Source organism: Undibacterium sp. TC4M20W (assembly GCF_049340245.1).
Lineage (GTDB): Bacteria > Pseudomonadota > Gammaproteobacteria > Burkholderiales > Burkholderiaceae_D > Undibacterium.
Window position 1 is genome coordinate 1 of record NZ_JBMPPI010000023.1, and the last position, 13,383, is coordinate 13,383.

The 13,383-nt window shown below is 50.3% G+C and carries 19 protein-coding genes; 5 read left to right on the forward strand and 14 right to left on the reverse strand.

What is annotated here, in order from left to right; genetic code table 11:
• Positions 1-260: 260 nt before the first annotated feature.
• From ACO0LL_RS22185 to ACO0LL_RS22205, 5 genes are all read right to left on the reverse strand, one after another.
• On the reverse strand, positions 261-791 hold the full coding sequence (locus ACO0LL_RS22185) for a YcnI family protein (protein WP_422952996.1): 531 nt from the start codon (positions 789-791) through the stop codon (positions 261-263).
• On the reverse strand, positions 788-991 hold the full coding sequence (locus ACO0LL_RS22190; RefSeq protein ID WP_422952997.1) for a hypothetical protein: 204 nt from the start codon (positions 989-991) through the stop codon (positions 788-790). The genes ACO0LL_RS22185 and ACO0LL_RS22190 overlap by 4 nt, the downstream gene beginning before the upstream one ends.
• Before the next feature lie 10 nt (positions 992-1,001).
• Entirely contained in the window at positions 1,002-1,451 is a 450-nt protein-coding gene (locus tag ACO0LL_RS22195; protein ID WP_422952998.1) for a copper chaperone PCu(A)C, read from the reverse strand.
• 22 nt (positions 1,452-1,473) lie between these two features.
• The gene (locus ACO0LL_RS22200; protein WP_422952999.1) at positions 1,474-2,049 is read right to left on the reverse strand and encodes an SCO family protein; all 576 of its coding nucleotides are present in this window, start codon (positions 2,047-2,049) and stop codon (positions 1,474-1,476) included.
• Between the two features lie 113 nt (positions 2,050-2,162).
• Positions 2,163-2,579: a DUF2946 domain-containing protein gene (locus ACO0LL_RS22205; RefSeq protein WP_422953000.1), complete on the reverse strand. Its 417-nt coding sequence runs from the start codon at positions 2,577-2,579 to the stop codon at positions 2,163-2,165.
• A 185-nt stretch (positions 2,580-2,764) separates the two neighbouring features.
• On the opposite strand from ACO0LL_RS22205, the gene ACO0LL_RS22210 reads away from it, so the two are divergent.
• The 4 genes from ACO0LL_RS22210 to ACO0LL_RS22225 are packed head-to-tail and all read left to right on the forward strand — an operon-like array spanning position 2,765 to position 6,040.
• Positions 2,765-3,544: a hypothetical protein gene (locus ACO0LL_RS22210; RefSeq protein WP_422953001.1), complete on the forward strand. Its 780-nt coding sequence runs from the start codon at positions 2,765-2,767 to the stop codon at positions 3,542-3,544.
• Positions 3,545-3,550: 6 nt separating this feature from the next.
• Positions 3,551-4,816 carry an acyltransferase family protein gene (locus tag ACO0LL_RS22215; RefSeq protein ID WP_422953002.1) on the forward strand — a complete coding sequence of 422 codons (1,266 nt, stop codon included), beginning with the start codon at positions 3,551-3,553 and terminating at the stop codon, positions 4,814-4,816.
• A 20-nt stretch (positions 4,817-4,836) separates the two neighbouring features.
• Positions 4,837-5,334, forward strand: coding sequence for an RNA polymerase sigma factor (locus ACO0LL_RS22220; RefSeq protein WP_422953003.1), 498 nt, complete (start codon positions 4,837-4,839; stop codon positions 5,332-5,334).
• Position 5,335: 1 nt separating this feature from the next.
• Positions 5,336-6,040, forward strand: coding sequence for a hypothetical protein (locus ACO0LL_RS22225; protein WP_422953004.1), 705 nt, complete (start codon positions 5,336-5,338; stop codon positions 6,038-6,040).
• 172 nt (positions 6,041-6,212) lie between these two features.
• Here the strand turns inward: ACO0LL_RS22225 and ACO0LL_RS22230 are convergent, their stop codons facing one another.
• From ACO0LL_RS22230 to rpsP, 9 genes are all read right to left on the reverse strand, one after another.
• The gene (locus ACO0LL_RS22230) at positions 6,213-6,848 is read right to left on the reverse strand and encodes a tetratricopeptide repeat protein (RefSeq protein WP_422953005.1); all 636 of its coding nucleotides are present in this window, start codon (positions 6,846-6,848) and stop codon (positions 6,213-6,215) included.
• Between the two features lie 91 nt (positions 6,849-6,939).
• Entirely contained in the window at positions 6,940-8,013 is a 1,074-nt protein-coding gene (locus ACO0LL_RS22235) for an acyltransferase family protein (protein WP_422953006.1), read from the reverse strand.
• 58 nt (positions 8,014-8,071) lie between these two features.
• A complete protein-coding gene (locus ACO0LL_RS22240) occupies positions 8,072-8,641 on the reverse strand; it encodes a GNAT family N-acetyltransferase (RefSeq protein ID WP_422953007.1) in 570 nt (189 codons plus the stop codon).
• Positions 8,642-8,744: 103 nt separating this feature from the next.
• Positions 8,745-9,695 (reverse strand): CobD/CbiB family protein, encoded by a 951-nt coding sequence (locus tag ACO0LL_RS22245; RefSeq protein WP_422953008.1) that lies wholly within the window; start codon positions 9,693-9,695, stop codon positions 8,745-8,747.
• 118 nt (positions 9,696-9,813) lie between these two features.
• Positions 9,814-10,482: a CoA pyrophosphatase gene (locus ACO0LL_RS22250; RefSeq protein WP_422953009.1), complete on the reverse strand. Its 669-nt coding sequence runs from the start codon at positions 10,480-10,482 to the stop codon at positions 9,814-9,816.
• Positions 10,483-10,607: 125 nt separating this feature from the next.
• Complete coding sequence (gene rplS / locus ACO0LL_RS22255) at positions 10,608-10,991, reverse strand: 50S ribosomal protein L19 (RefSeq protein WP_186947495.1); 384 nt, start codon at positions 10,989-10,991, stop codon at positions 10,608-10,610.
• Between the two features lie 132 nt (positions 10,992-11,123).
• On the reverse strand, positions 11,124-11,870 hold the full coding sequence (gene trmD / locus ACO0LL_RS22260) for a tRNA (guanosine(37)-N1)-methyltransferase TrmD (protein WP_422953010.1): 747 nt from the start codon (positions 11,868-11,870) through the stop codon (positions 11,124-11,126).
• Between the two features lie 25 nt (positions 11,871-11,895).
• Complete coding sequence (rimM, locus tag ACO0LL_RS22265) at positions 11,896-12,438, reverse strand: ribosome maturation factor RimM (protein ID WP_422953011.1); 543 nt, start codon at positions 12,436-12,438, stop codon at positions 11,896-11,898.
• A 17-nt stretch (positions 12,439-12,455) separates the two neighbouring features.
• The gene (gene rpsP, locus ACO0LL_RS22270) at positions 12,456-12,707 is read right to left on the reverse strand and encodes a 30S ribosomal protein S16 (RefSeq protein ID WP_110255824.1); all 252 of its coding nucleotides are present in this window, start codon (positions 12,705-12,707) and stop codon (positions 12,456-12,458) included.
• Between the two features lie 184 nt (positions 12,708-12,891).
• On the opposite strand from rpsP, the gene ACO0LL_RS22275 reads away from it, so the two are divergent.
• Positions 12,892-13,344 carry an NINE protein gene (locus tag ACO0LL_RS22275; protein WP_422953012.1) on the forward strand — a complete coding sequence of 151 codons (453 nt, stop codon included), beginning with the start codon at positions 12,892-12,894 and terminating at the stop codon, positions 13,342-13,344.
• Positions 13,345-13,383 lie beyond the last annotated feature (39 nt).

Below are 13,383 nucleotides of genomic sequence, written 5' to 3' on the forward strand. Positions count from 1 at the left end.
ATGGTACTTACAATCCCACCTCGTATGACTCAAACTTTGATACTCTTTCATCTTGAAACTCCTTCTTTTGGTAGAGATAGAAGTTTCAAACCGACCGCCGTATAGGTCAAACCTTGAGGAGTCCCCCCGGCAGAGCCGGGGGATTACCTTATTTATTTAATGAAGCGATCAGCAATTTCTTGAAAACCGTGGAATAAGCTGCCATCATAAAAAATCCCTTACATTTTTTGTGTAAGGGATTTTTTTGCAATGAAAACAGCTTAGTGATGGTGCCCGGTCTCTGCTTTTTCCTGCACCTCCAACACTGGCGCCGGTGTTTTCAAGCCCTTGGCAGTCTGGCCATCTGCCGGGATTTCCACCCAGTCCAGCCTGCCTTTTTCACATAACTGCGTGACCTTGAAATACACCTTGCCTGCTTTCTCTGGCAATTTCACCTGTATCGAAAACTCATCGTAATAAGCATCAGGCAAGGGGCCGCCTGTCCAGCTTACTTCACGCACATCTTGAGTGATGGTCTTGCCGTGCGAGTTATAAGGCACGCTAAGCACTTGTATACTGGTATCGATTTTCCAGCCCGCCTTGGGCATGGGTTTGGCACCACTGACGTTTTCAGGGATGCTGACCCTGACCGCATTAGTAGCACTGCCCTCACAACCATGGCCGATTTTGAATGTCAGCTTATGGTAGGCGCCTGCGGCGGCAGTAGCCTGCTCCAGTGTGACATGGGCATGAGCAGCCTGTGCCAGCAGGCTGCTTGCGGTGAACATGCTGATAAACATAAATTTTTTCATGTGATTATCCTCGGGGTAGTTTGCTGATGTTCAGGCAATGGCAAAAACTCTATCACGGCTGGTCTGGCTACGCGCGACATGGCCTGATGCAAATAAAATGCATAGGCATGCCACACTGCCAGCGCGCAGATTGCCGCAACATTAAAGCACTGCAGCAATTGGATAAAACTGTTACGCCCTGCTCTTCTGCTTGTACTCATATTGCCTCCATCAATGTTGCGTTGCCTGGTTCAGGGGCTTGGCGATAGCCTTGATCTCCAGGGTTTCACGCTTCTTGTCCTTGCCCTCGACGACCAGGGTCACAGGCACCATATCCCCTTCCTTGACCTGTGCCTTCAAATCCAGCAGCATGATGTGGTAAGAACCGGGTTTGAGTTCCACCAGCTTGCCTGCAGGCAGGTCCAGGCCATCGACGGGGCGCATCTTCATCATATTGTCGGTCATTTCCATTTTATGGAGTTCTGCCACACCTGCGACCGGCGAGCGCACTTCCAGCAGACGTGCATCTTTGACGGACTTGATCTGCATGAAAGCACCTGTCGCCTTTTGCTGCGCAACAGTCGCACGCACCCAGGCATCACTGACTGTGACCTGTGCCTGTGCAGAGATTGCAATTACAGTAGTAGCTACCGCCATCATGATTTGATTGATTTTGTTCATCGTGTTTTTCCTTTAATGTAGTTCAGGCAGTCATCAGTGCGCGCAAATCTGCTGCACATTGCTCTGCGGTTTGTTCGTGCTTCAATGCCAGGCGTATCTTGCCTTTGTCATCAAACACATAGCTGATTGCGGTATGGTCCATGGTATAAGAGCTGCCGCTGGGCACCTTCTGGTAAAACACCTTGAAGGCTGCTGCTGCTTCCTGCGTCTCTTTCATGTCGCCATACAGGCCCAAAAAGCTGGGGTCAAATGCTTTCATGTATTGTGCCAGCAATTCAGGGGTATCTCTTTCCGGGTCTATGGTAATGAAAATAACCTGCAATTGCTCAGCCTTGTCTGCCAGCAATTTGCGTATATGCACCGCACGGCTCAGGGCCGTTGGGCAAATATCCGGGCACTGGGTAAAACCAAAGAATATCAGCAGATGCTTACCCTTGAAACTGGCAAGGCTGTAGTCCTTGCCATCATGCCCGCGCAGATGAAAATCATTGGCATAATTGGCACCCGTAATATCAATGCCGGTAAAAGTCACAGGCGTGCGGCTGCAAGCCAGCAAAGACAGGCTGCCCAGCAGCGTCAGTACAGAACGACGTTTCATGTTGATGTCTTTTCTTCATTCATCGCCATTAATCATAATGAGATGATGGATTGATATCGTCTTACCTGCTCACGAACAAAGCCGGTGAACAAAAGGTAAAACAGCAGAGAGAATCAAACCAGATCGAGAGGTGGGCCACGCGGCTGCGCCGCCGTCCAGATGAATAAAACGTGAGGAGATTGATAAAACAACAAAGGCGCTGCCTCTGCCAGCTTACCCTCTGGCAGACAGGACAAAGCACCAGGCAAAACAAAATCATGGCCTGCATGCGGCACACAATAAGCACAATGCGCCGCCATATGCTGCTTGTCTTGCGCAGACTTGCCCGCAATCAGTTTGATCAGCTTGCCCGTGACGGCATCCACCAGCTTGACACCCTCGACACTACAAACCTCGACAACCCCAGGCGCAACGACAACAGGCACGCCCGCCCCCATCCCGCCAGCCATGGCTGGCAGCAAACCATTGAACAACAGGGCAAAACATGCAAGCCATATCGTCAGGTGCCGGAATGAGGAAGAAATGCGCATGGGCAGATTATAACCAATGCAGAGCTGATTAACCATGCATGAGAATTCTTGCTCTCATGTCTATAAAAAAATAATTTCAGAAAAACTGTAAATTTCTCTTATCCCCTGCGAATAACAGAGCAAGGGTTTAGCGAAGCTGTGCATCAAGCTCGCTAGACATGAACTCATTATTTCTGGGAGATATCATGTACGGTTTGATTTTAATGCGCAGTTTTATACTTGTCTTATTTTATGCATGCGGGTCTTGCAGCGCACTTGCGCAGCCTGCAAAAACCAGCTTGCCAGCGACTGTCGATATGACGCTGGAGCGCGTCATGCAAGCGCATCTGGCGGCGCTGGGGGATGTGAGCAAGTTGCAGTCGCGCCGCGTTAAATTGCGCATCATAGGGATGGCACCATTTGACATACCGGTAACAGTAGAAGCAAAGCGCCCGAACCTGTTACGACGGGATGTGCTAGTGCAAGGGCAAACACAGGTATCGGCTTATGATGGTAAGGATACGTGGAAGATAGACCCCTTTCTGACTAGCGGCAAAAAGGCGGTTGATTTATCAGCCGAAGAATTACCTGCCATGCTGGAAGAAAGTTATTTCGACGGCATACTGGTGGCGGCGCAAAAGCTCGGGTTCCCCTTGCAATATGCGGGTATAGAGAAGCTTGATGGTCGGCGTGTGCATGTGCTGAAGGTCAGCATTCCTGCTACGGGTGAATCGACTATCTATCTGGATGCCGACAGTTTTCTGGAAATCAAGCGTCTGCAAAAGCGCCCTGTCATGGGCCGCATGACTGAGCTGGAAGTCTATACCAGTGATTATCGCCTGCATGATGGCCTGATGGTGGCTTATCGTTTTGAGATAGGCACCAAAGGTTCTGCGCAGCGCATGAGCATGGTGGTGGATGCGGTGGAAAATAATCCGGCAATTGCTGCCAGCCGGTTTCAACGCGCTGCGAATTTGGCGAACTGAGCCATCATGCAAAACGATGTCACTATTAATGCAGGTAATGCAGGCATTCCTGCAATCTCACTCACGCATGCCCAAGCCACGCAAACCGCAGTAACTAGCGAACGCCTGCATGGCCTGGATGCCTTGCGTGCCGGGGCTTTGCTGCTGGGCGTGCTTTTGCATGCGAGCATTTCTTTTTTGCCTGGCGCCAAATTCTTTTGGATGGTCAGCGACAATCAAAAAACCGCATTGCTGGGGCCGGTATTTTTTGTCATCCATATGTTCAGGATGCCTTTGTTCTTCATGCTGGCTGGTTATTTTGCCCACCTGGTTTTGCAAAAGAAAGGCTGGGCGGGTTTTATCAAGGACAGGTTCAAACGCATCACCCTGCCCTTGCTACTTGGCTGGCCTGTGATATTTGCAGCGATCGTTGCCGCCATCGTGCTGGCTGCCTGGGTGCGCAATGGCGGCAGCCTGCCGCAAAAGTCACCGCCCCCACCGGCTTTTACGGCTGACAGTTTCCCGCTTGCGCACTTGTGGTTTTTGTATATGCTGACACTGCTGTATGTGGTCTATCTGAGTCTTTGGGCTGTCTGCAGGCAACTGGGTATCTTGCCGCAAATGAGGCGCTGTGCAGACTGGCTCATGCCCGTAATATCAGGCTCGTTTGGCCCCATGTTGCTGGCACTGCCGGTGGCGCTGGCCTTGTTTTATACGTCTTACTGGGTGAGCTGGTTTGGCGTGCCTACACCAGATCAGTCGCTCTACCCTGGGCGAGCAGCCTGGCTCAGTTTTGGCATGGCGTTTGGCTTTGGCTGGATGTTGCAGCAATCAACTGCTACATTGCCACAGTGGCAGCAACGCTGGGCCTGGCATCTGGGCATTGCACTATTGATGACGGCTATCTGCCTGTATCTGGGAGGGCTGGTACCAAGACTGGTTCCGGCAGTGCATGATGAAAGCAAATTGATTTTTGCCTGGCTATATGCGGCGGCTGCCTGGCATTTTTGTTTTGGCCTGACTGGTCTGGCCTTAAGCTGCATGAGGCAGGCAAACACCAGGGTACGCTATCTGGCTGATGCATCTTACTGGATTTATCTGGTACACCTGCCCTTGGTGATGGCTTTGCAGGCTTTGGTATCGCGCAGTGAGTGGCATTGGGCCATCAAACTGGCAGCGGTCTTGCTGGGGACGCTGGCTGTGGCTTTACTCAGCTATCACTATCTGGTCAGGTTTACCTGGATAGGCAAGCTCTTGAATGGCCAGCGGCCTGCGCGGGCCCGGGGTGTATGAACGAGTATATGAACGGGCATATGGACGAAGAACTCTTCTTGCAGCAACTCGCCGCACATAAACGCCTGCTGTATAAGCTCGCTTATAGCTATTGCCGCCAGGCAGAAGACAGGCGTGACCTGGTGCAGGACATGGTCATGCAGTTATGGCGATCTTTTCGCAGCTTTGATCAGCGGGTACTGTTTTCTACCTGGATGTACCGCATCGCCATGAATGTCGCTATCTCACACTACCGCAGTGAAACGCGACAGGTACGCGATACCCTGCCGCTGGAAGAGTTTGGTCTCGACATTGCCGAGGCAGACCAGCTCTACAACGCCCAGAGCGACAATATGCGCACGCTTGATAAACTCATCAGCGAGCTTGATGAGCTTAACCGCGCCCTGATCCTGTTGTTCATGGATGGCCACAGCAATGACGAAATCGCCAGCATCATGGGGCTAAGTGCCGCCAATGTTGCCACGCGCATGACGCGCATCAAACAGAAATTGCAAACCCGCTTTGCAGAAAGTAACTGACATGAATCTCGATCTCTTGAAAGCCGAATGGCAAGCCCGCGACCAGCGCCTGGAACAAGCCGTCAGAATGAATACCCAGATGCTGCGCCTATCCTTGCTGGAGCAGCACAGGCGCGATATCGCCAAATGGAGCTGGACCGATAAATATGAAATCATCGCTGGCACACCAGTCTTGATTTACCTGATCTGGTTTCTATCGCACCACATCAGTCACTGGCAATTTGCCTTGCCTGCGTTTGCCCTGCTGGCATGGACCATCGCCATGCCGATATGCAATCACCGCTTGCGGCATGCCTTGCAGGACATGGATTTTGGTCAGCCCGTCACTGTCGTGCAAAAGCAGCTGGCAGAACACAAGGCCAGGCGCCTGAGCCTGCTGAAGTGGGCATTTTTACTGGGACAGATAGTCTGGTTCATTCCTTTCATACTGGTGCTGTTCAAGGGTGTGTTTGGCGTGGATCTGTACCTTAAAACCTCTAACTTCATCGGCCCCAGCCTGTTAGGTGGTTTCTTGTTCATCCCGCTGGCGATAGGCATGTCCAAATTGTTGTCGGGCCGCTTGCAACACTCTGCCCGCTTCCAGGCTTTTACCGATATGTTGGCAGGCAATGACATTATCCGGACACGCCAGTTCCTGGCCAGGATTGCGCAGTTTGAAGAAATGCCTGAAGAATTCAGCACACACGCCAGCAATCAAGGCAGCTGATTTTTAAAGTCAGTTTCGATAAATTATGTCACAACAGTGATGAGACGATTGCCGATGCAGGCCAGCCGTTTGAATTGCAATTAATCAGTGACAGTTATATCCGTGTGCCTTTGGGGCAGGCTGGCAAATAAATTAGTCGCATTAATGTGCTGAAATATGCTGAGTAATTAATTTAATGTATTTCACCAGAATTTTTTCTGTACTCTGCTATCAGCCTGAATGTATCAGGCAAGTTATCCATCCCCGCGAGTGCATTAATCGCTTCTTCATAAGCGGGATTAATCTGTAGTGCACTTTTAAAACAGTCGATTGCCTGTTCATACCTGCCTTGTGCGCGGTAAGCCAGACCCAAATTGAAATAGGCTTCATCTTTCAAGTCATGGTCTTCACGCAAGGCTGTCTCGAAGCAGATGATCGCTGCATCAAATTCCTCCATGTACATGAGGTTTGCTCCCTTGAGTATCCAGGGCCAGCCATTATCAATATCGGCATGCTTGCAACCAGCCTCAAACCAGGCACATGCATCTTTGGGGGACTGAAAATCCTGCACCAGTATGGCAATCTGCATTGCGACGAACCCCTTGTAAGTTTCGGGTGCCAGTTCATAGGCGGTGATCAGGGCCTGAAAACTCTCCTTATTCCGGCTCAGATCCTTGAGAGCCACACCATAGAGTGACCAAGCCCTGCCATGCTGCGGTCGTGATTTTACATATACTTCCAAAAGCTCTACCACATGGCTGGGATGAATATCTGTCTTTGACAGATATTCTGCACGTTTATAAATCTCATCGAGGAGCTCACTGGTCATGATAGTCATTGTCCTTTTTGACCTTGGTATGTGTACCGCAAATTAATAATCAATTTAGCGCAATATGCAAAAGCAAATGCACCCGATCTGATCAGGCACTGCCATGCACTTTAGGTATATGAGTACTGGGTAAGAGCAGGCTATGCAAGAACTTGTTCTTTTTGACCAGCATCAATAACAACAGGGGTAGCAATAGTCCAGCCACAAATGCCAGGCTGGCGTTCAGGTAGGCATACGTGCTCACCCGCGACAGCAGGCCAAATATTTTCCATTCTATCCATGAATGAAAAATCATGATGAATAAACTGCTGATACCCAGATATGCCAGTGCCCTGCCCGGCTTGCCAGCATATTGCAGGCAGCTTGAGAACGACAGCACCAGGTAAATGCCCAGCAAGGCCTGGGCAGTTGAAACCCACCAGTTGCCATACAGGCGCATGTTGAGGTCTATGGTTTCATCAAAAAAGAAATGGAGAGCAGCGAACAGGAGCAAGGTAATCGCAAAAACCCAGGGCTGGAAACGAAAGCGCATGACATGCTCATGCATGACATAACCAAGCAAGATGAAAGCCGTACTGATACCCGCCAGATCCAGACTCCACGGCCAGCCGGGGAAATTATGCTGCTGGTTACCCAGTACAAGATTGAGGCCTTCAAATTTCTGGGCATCCATCCCGGCAAATTGCTGAGTCATGATGATGCCCACGGCTAACAGGATGGCAATACTAAGAGTGGGCAGCAACATGCCGGGCCGCAGACGGTGCATCAGGCGCAAAAGTATCCAGGCCAATATGATGGCCAGAAACAGATGGGGTAAATACCATAGCGGCACCCATTCTATGGTATTGCCTGTGCCATACAACATACCCAGAAAATAGCTGCGGGCATCGATACCCGACCAAAGTATGCGCGCCAGGCCCCAGGCTGACAGCACGACGAAAAAGGGTTTTAACAGCGCATCAATCTTGAAGGCCAGGAAGTCTTTGAAACCAGTATCCTGATGCAGGACAGCCCCGGACAAAAAGAAAAACAGGGGCATGTGAAAAGAAAAAATAATCCGGAACAGCTCGCCATGATCATGCGCGATGATCCAGTTATGTCCAAAGACAACCAGGATGATGCCTATGCCTTTGGCAATATCAATGCTGGTGTTGCGCTCTGACATGGATCTCCATAGATGGAAGCAAGCGGGCTGCGGCCTGTAAGCTGCTGCCCGCAAGCTTTTATTTTTGTACCAGATAATTCAAGTCGGCCTGCCAGTCTTGCGGCAATAATGCATGTACGGCAGCAGTCACTGGTACACCACCGACCACCAGGCGGTTACGTGCCATGCATTCCAGTTGCGCACCAATTTTTTTTGCAACGGCAATGCTGGCGACATTGCCTTCGGCAGCGACAATCTCTATGCGGTGAAAACCCAGTTGCTTAAAGCCTGCATCGGCCAGTAATATCGCCGCCTGACTGGCAATGCCCCGCCCTTGCTCAGACTGCCTGACCCAGTAACCAAGATTGCAGTAATTATGCAGCTTGCTGATCATGTTCAGGCCTGCACCACCGAGCAATTCCTTACCATCTTCATTGAAGATACCAAATTCATAGGCTGTGCCTTCTTCCCGCGCTTTGTCGCATACCGCAAACCAGTCACGTGCGTGGTCACTATTGAAGTCAGCATGACACCAGCTCATCCAGCGACCAACGCTCGCTACCGATTCACGTACTACGGCAGCAAACATGTCCGCATCGTCAGCTTCATAAGCACGCAGGCAGATACCGGGGGCAGTGATTTTTTTCATTATAAATCGTTAATACGTACACAGCACGAGTATAGCCTGAGCAATACAGCCGGTAGTCAACTGGATCAATGAAAAAAGCCCTGTTGTTCAACAGGGCGTTAATTTATATCCAGACGGCGAAAGAAAGTAGTAGTAGCAGCAGCATCCACAGCAACAGCGCCCGCCACACCAGGCCGACTGCACTTTGCAAGGCGCGGGGTGAGGCTTCTGCACCTGGCTGGCTTTCCAGTTCCAGACTATCGATATCAACGGCGGTGGCATCTGCCTGCAAGACCATGGCTTTTTCTTCTGGCTCGCCCAGGCGCACGCCAAGGGCACCGCCTCCGGCAGACAGGATAATACCGACCAGTTCATCCGACCAGCGGTCAGCATAATTACGCCAGGAGTAAACCGCATCTTCAAAATTGCCGACCACGGCAAAGGCGACAGCGGTCAGGCGGGCTGGCACCCAGTCTATCCAGTAAAAGACTTTGGCTGCATAGATACCAAACTCTTCGTTTTTCATGTGTTCAGGCTCGTTCCAGGCGCGTGACAGATATTCAGCCGCACGATACATGACAGCACAAGCGGGGCCGACAGGCATGAGAAACCAGAAGAACACGCCAAATACATTGCGGTGGGTGGCGATCAATGAACGTTCGACGGCAAGGCGGGAAATTTCTGAGACCTCCATGCCGGTGGTATCCAGATGGGTCCATTCAGCCAGGTAACGTCTGGCGGTATCTTCATCGCCTGAGCTCAAGGCCAGTTGTATCGAAGTGAAATAATGGCTATAGCGACGGAAACCCAGGGTCAGATAGACGATGAGCACATTCCACAGCAAGGCGGCAATCGGGTTCAGGCGCAGACACAGCCAGTAGATAAGTGCGGTTGGCAGCGTCAGCGAGCCGATGACTATCCACCAGCCCAGGCGGCCATGCTTGACCTTGCCTGCATTGAAGGAGGCTTCGATTTTGTCAGCCAGCGTCTGGATTTGCGTATAGATGGGGTTATCTGCCCGCAAGGGCTTGAGCTGCTCAATCAACAGCGCTAACAGGATGGAAATAAAGGTCATGGTAGACTGGGCTTATGTTGCAGCGCAATGCTGCAAACAATCAATTTGCAAATGCGGCAAGTGTAAACCGATTTGCCCAGATTATGAAGCTTTGTTCTTCAAGGCAAGAACTTAAGACTCATGCACGCAGGAAATGAAACAGATTGCGCAGCATGCCCGCCGTTGCGCCCCAGATAAAATGCTGCTCGTATGGCATAGCATAAAAATGCCGTTTGCCTGCATTGTCAGGTAAATCAAAGCTGCGGCGCTGGTGATTTTTGCCATCCATCAAAAAATCCAGCGGCACTTCAAAAACCGAGGCGACTTCTGAGGGATCGCTACGCACCGGAAAACCAGGCATGATCAATGAAACGATGGGACTAACCTGATAGCCAGTACCTGTCTTATAGTCTGGCAGGCGTCCCAGAATTTCAACATATTCGCGTTGCAGGCCTATCTCTTCTTCTGCCTCACGCAGAGCTGTAGTCACCGGATCAATATCCTCCTCCTCAAAACGCCCTCCAGGAAAGCTGATTTGCCCGGGATGATGGTTCAGGTGTGCAGCTCGTTCAGTGAGAAGCACAGTCAAGCCGTCATCATGCATGACGATGGGTATCAAGACCGAGGCCAGCCGGAAAGGCAGGTTTTTGGAGAAAAAACTTTCATCGACAACTTCTGGCGTCCATTCATGCTGTTGCGAAAAATGCTGACGCAACCAGGCTGGTGACAGATGTGCCGCAGGCACAGCCGTTTCTTCACCCAAGGAATGGATAGGAAAAGTCTGAGGGTCAAAAACCGGTTTACTCACAATGACAATTAACTTTATTGTTGGTCTGGCTATTTTTTGCTGGCATTGCAAAAAGCATTTGTCGCCTATTTTCCAATAAAAAAAGGATGCCGGAGCATCCTTTTTCAATACGGCTAGAACAGATATTACTCTGCTTTTGCTGCAACAACTTTACGTGCTGGCAATTTCTCTTTGATACGAGCAGATTTACCAGAGCGTTCACGCAGATAGTACAGTTTTGCACGACGTACATCACCGCGACGTTTCACTTCGATAGAAGCGATCAGTGGGGAGTACAACTGGAATGTACGCTCAACGCCTTCGCCGGAAGAAATCTTACGGACGATGAAGTTGGAATTCAAACCACGGTTACGACGGGAGATAACTACACCTTCGTAAGCCTGTGCACGTTTGCGAGTACCCTCAACAACGTTGACGCTCACAACTACTGTATCACCTGGCGCAAAGTCAGGGATGTTCTTGCCGAGGCGAGCAATTTCTTCTTGCTCTAATTTTTGGATCAGATCCATTTTTTACTCCTATGACCATCTTGCCGACGCTGCAGAATCTGGTTCTGGCTGATGCCCGGTAGAGGATGGGGTTTAACATGTGAATCATTGAAGATTCACGCTTATTAATTCCCGCCCGAGAGCAGGAAGATACTACAAACTGCTTAAAAACTTTTCGTCGGCACGACTCAACAAGCCTGCCGCACGCGCTGCGATGATTAAATCCGGACGCTTTAACTGACTGGCTTCGAGTGCACGCTGACGCCGCCACTTTTCGATTTCAGCATGATTACCACCCATTAACACGGCTGGCACAGCCTGATCTTCAAAGACTTCTGGCCTGGTGTAATGCGGGCAATCCAGCAAACCATTGACAAAACTATCTTGCACTGCCGAGGCGTCATCATGCAAGACGCCAGGAATTTGCCGTATGACAGCATCCATCAGGGCCATGGCTGGCAATTCACCGCCAGACAAGACGAAATCGCCGAGGCTGATTTCTTCATCGACGTAATTATCCAGCAAGCGCTGATCAACTGCCTCATACCTGCCACATAACAAGACCAGACCCGGCGTTGCCGCCAGTTGCATGACCTTTTCATGTGTCAGCGGCTTACCCTGTGGTGACAGATAGATCACTTTGGGTGCCACTGCAGACAAGACAGCCTGACGTGCCTTGGCAGACTCGATTGCGGTCTGCAAGGGTTTTGCCAGCATCACCATACCCGGGCCACCGCCATAAGGCCGGTCATCCACAGTACGATGTCTGTCAGTCGTAAAATCACGCGGATTCCACAGCTTTAATTCGCATTTTTGTTGCTCGAAAGCCCGCCTCGTTACACCTGATTGTGTAATGGCAGCGAACATTTCGGGGAACAGTGTAATGACATCAAACTGCATGTGCATGCCTTCTGAGTTCATCACCTTAATAATCACTACCCCAGTCGACCTGGATTTTGCCTGCTTTTTGATCGACTTCCTTGACGAAAGCTTCTACAAAAGGGATCAGGCGTTCGTGTTTCGCCAGTTCATTTTCAGGTACATCCGCTGCCGCCACCCGTAAAATCGGATGCGCACCGTTGTCCATCAAATCCCTGACCACACCTAAATTCTCACCCTGAAGATTATCTACCTGCAAACCTATCAGATCGAGCCAATAGAATTCACCGGACGCCAAGACAGGAAAATGCTTGCGAGAAATGTGTACAGTTGCACCTTTCAGTGCTTCTGCGGAATTTCTGTCAGGCACACCCACCAGCCGCGCAACTACGTCTTCGCCCTGGATTTTAACTTCCAGACGATCGACATCACGCAACTCAGGCTTATCCAACCACCAGGTTTTTACTGACATCAATGCGTCAGCATCAGCAGAATAAGGACGTATCCTTACCCAGCCGTGAATACCAAATGCTCCCGAGATATAGCCAACCAGGACCAGATCATCAGGAGCATGGACTGCAGCAGTCATGATACAGCTTGCAGCGATTAAGCTGCTGCTTTACCGGACTGAGCTACCAGGCGAGCAACTGCTGGAGACAATTGAGCGCCAACACCTTGCCAGTAAGCCAGGCGATCAGCTGCAACGCGTACTGTTTCTGCATTGCCAGTAGCTACTGGATTGTAGAAACCGATGCGCTCGATAAAGCGACCATCGCGACGATTACGGGAATCAGTTGCAACGATGTTGTAAAAAGGGCGCTTTTTTGCGCCACCACGAGCTAAACGAATAACGACCATAATATTTCCAAAAAATGTCTGAACGCGGAAAAAGCTGTAGATTATAGCCCGCTTCTTGAGTAAGTCGCAAGGACTATCCCACTTTTCCCTTGCCGAAGGGTGATTTTATTGATCAGCGTGACTATTGAGACACGCTATACCGTCATCGCATACAATCACAGCTTCAACTTTGATGGTTTTTGCAATGACACCGACAAATACAAGCAACGATATAAGCAATCATATAACGCCACATAAAAATAAAACCCTGGCAACTTTACTGGCCGCTTTATTTGGCGCCATAGGCTTGCACCGCTTTTACCTAGGTGGCAAAAAAGACAAATGGGGCTGGCTGCATTTCATCACGCTGCCGATCAGCATGGTGATCCACTATTTCTATTTTGGCAAACCCGAGATTGTTCAATACAGCTTTTTGCTAGTGTCTTTTTTGATTGCCATACTGGAAACGCTGGTGATGGGTCTGACGCCAGATGAAAAATGGGATGCCCGCCATAATAGCAAATCCGGCAAAACCAGTGAATCCAACTGGCCGCTGGCATTGCTGCTGGTATTGACATTGGCCGTAGGCGCGTTTGCACTGATTGCCACCATCGCACGTACCTTTGATTTGTTATATACGGGTGGTGCCTACGGCTGATGAATGTCTAATGCAGCACCCAAAGAAAATGGCTCATCG

Excerpts from the sequence above, each read along its gene's own strand:
- ACO0LL_RS22185 (WP_422952996.1), bottom strand. The coding sequence starts at position 791 with ATGAAAAAATTTATGTTTATCAGCATGTTCACCGCAAGCAGCCTGCTG.
- ACO0LL_RS22190 (WP_422952997.1), bottom strand. The coding sequence starts at position 991 with ATGAGTACAAGCAGAAGAGCAGGGCGTAACAGTTTTATCCAATTGCTG.
- ACO0LL_RS22195 (WP_422952998.1), bottom strand. The coding sequence starts at position 1,451 with ATGAACAAAATCAATCAAATCATGATGGCGGTAGCTACTACTGTAATT.
- ACO0LL_RS22200 (WP_422952999.1), bottom strand. The coding sequence starts at position 2,049 with ATGAAACGTCGTTCTGTACTGACGCTGCTGGGCAGCCTGTCTTTGCTG.
- ACO0LL_RS22205 (WP_422953000.1), bottom strand. The coding sequence starts at position 2,579 with ATGCGCATTTCTTCCTCATTCCGGCACCTGACGATATGGCTTGCATGT.
- ACO0LL_RS22210 (WP_422953001.1), top strand. The coding sequence starts at position 2,765 with ATGTACGGTTTGATTTTAATGCGCAGTTTTATACTTGTCTTATTTTAT.
- ACO0LL_RS22215 (WP_422953002.1), top strand. The coding sequence starts at position 3,551 with ATGCAAAACGATGTCACTATTAATGCAGGTAATGCAGGCATTCCTGCA.
- ACO0LL_RS22220 (WP_422953003.1), top strand. The coding sequence starts at position 4,837 with ATGGACGAAGAACTCTTCTTGCAGCAACTCGCCGCACATAAACGCCTG.
- ACO0LL_RS22225 (WP_422953004.1), top strand. The coding sequence starts at position 5,336 with ATGAATCTCGATCTCTTGAAAGCCGAATGGCAAGCCCGCGACCAGCGC.
- ACO0LL_RS22230 (WP_422953005.1), bottom strand. The coding sequence starts at position 6,848 with ATGACCAGTGAGCTCCTCGATGAGATTTATAAACGTGCAGAATATCTG.
- ACO0LL_RS22235 (WP_422953006.1), bottom strand. The coding sequence starts at position 8,013 with ATGTCAGAGCGCAACACCAGCATTGATATTGCCAAAGGCATAGGCATC.
- ACO0LL_RS22240 (WP_422953007.1), bottom strand. The coding sequence starts at position 8,641 with ATGAAAAAAATCACTGCCCCCGGTATCTGCCTGCGTGCTTATGAAGCT.
- ACO0LL_RS22245 (WP_422953008.1), bottom strand. The coding sequence starts at position 9,695 with ATGACCTTTATTTCCATCCTGTTAGCGCTGTTGATTGAGCAGCTCAAG.
- rplS (WP_186947495.1), bottom strand. The coding sequence starts at position 10,991 with ATGGATCTGATCCAAAAATTAGAGCAAGAAGAAATTGCTCGCCTCGGC.
- trmD (WP_422953010.1), bottom strand. The coding sequence starts at position 11,870 with ATGCAGTTTGATGTCATTACACTGTTCCCCGAAATGTTCGCTGCCATT.
- rimM (WP_422953011.1), bottom strand. The coding sequence starts at position 12,438 with ATGACTGCTGCAGTCCATGCTCCTGATGATCTGGTCCTGGTTGGCTAT.
- rpsP (WP_110255824.1), bottom strand. The coding sequence starts at position 12,707 with ATGGTCGTTATTCGTTTAGCTCGTGGTGGCGCAAAAAAGCGCCCTTTT.
- ACO0LL_RS22275 (WP_422953012.1), top strand. The coding sequence starts at position 12,892 with ATGACACCGACAAATACAAGCAACGATATAAGCAATCATATAACGCCA.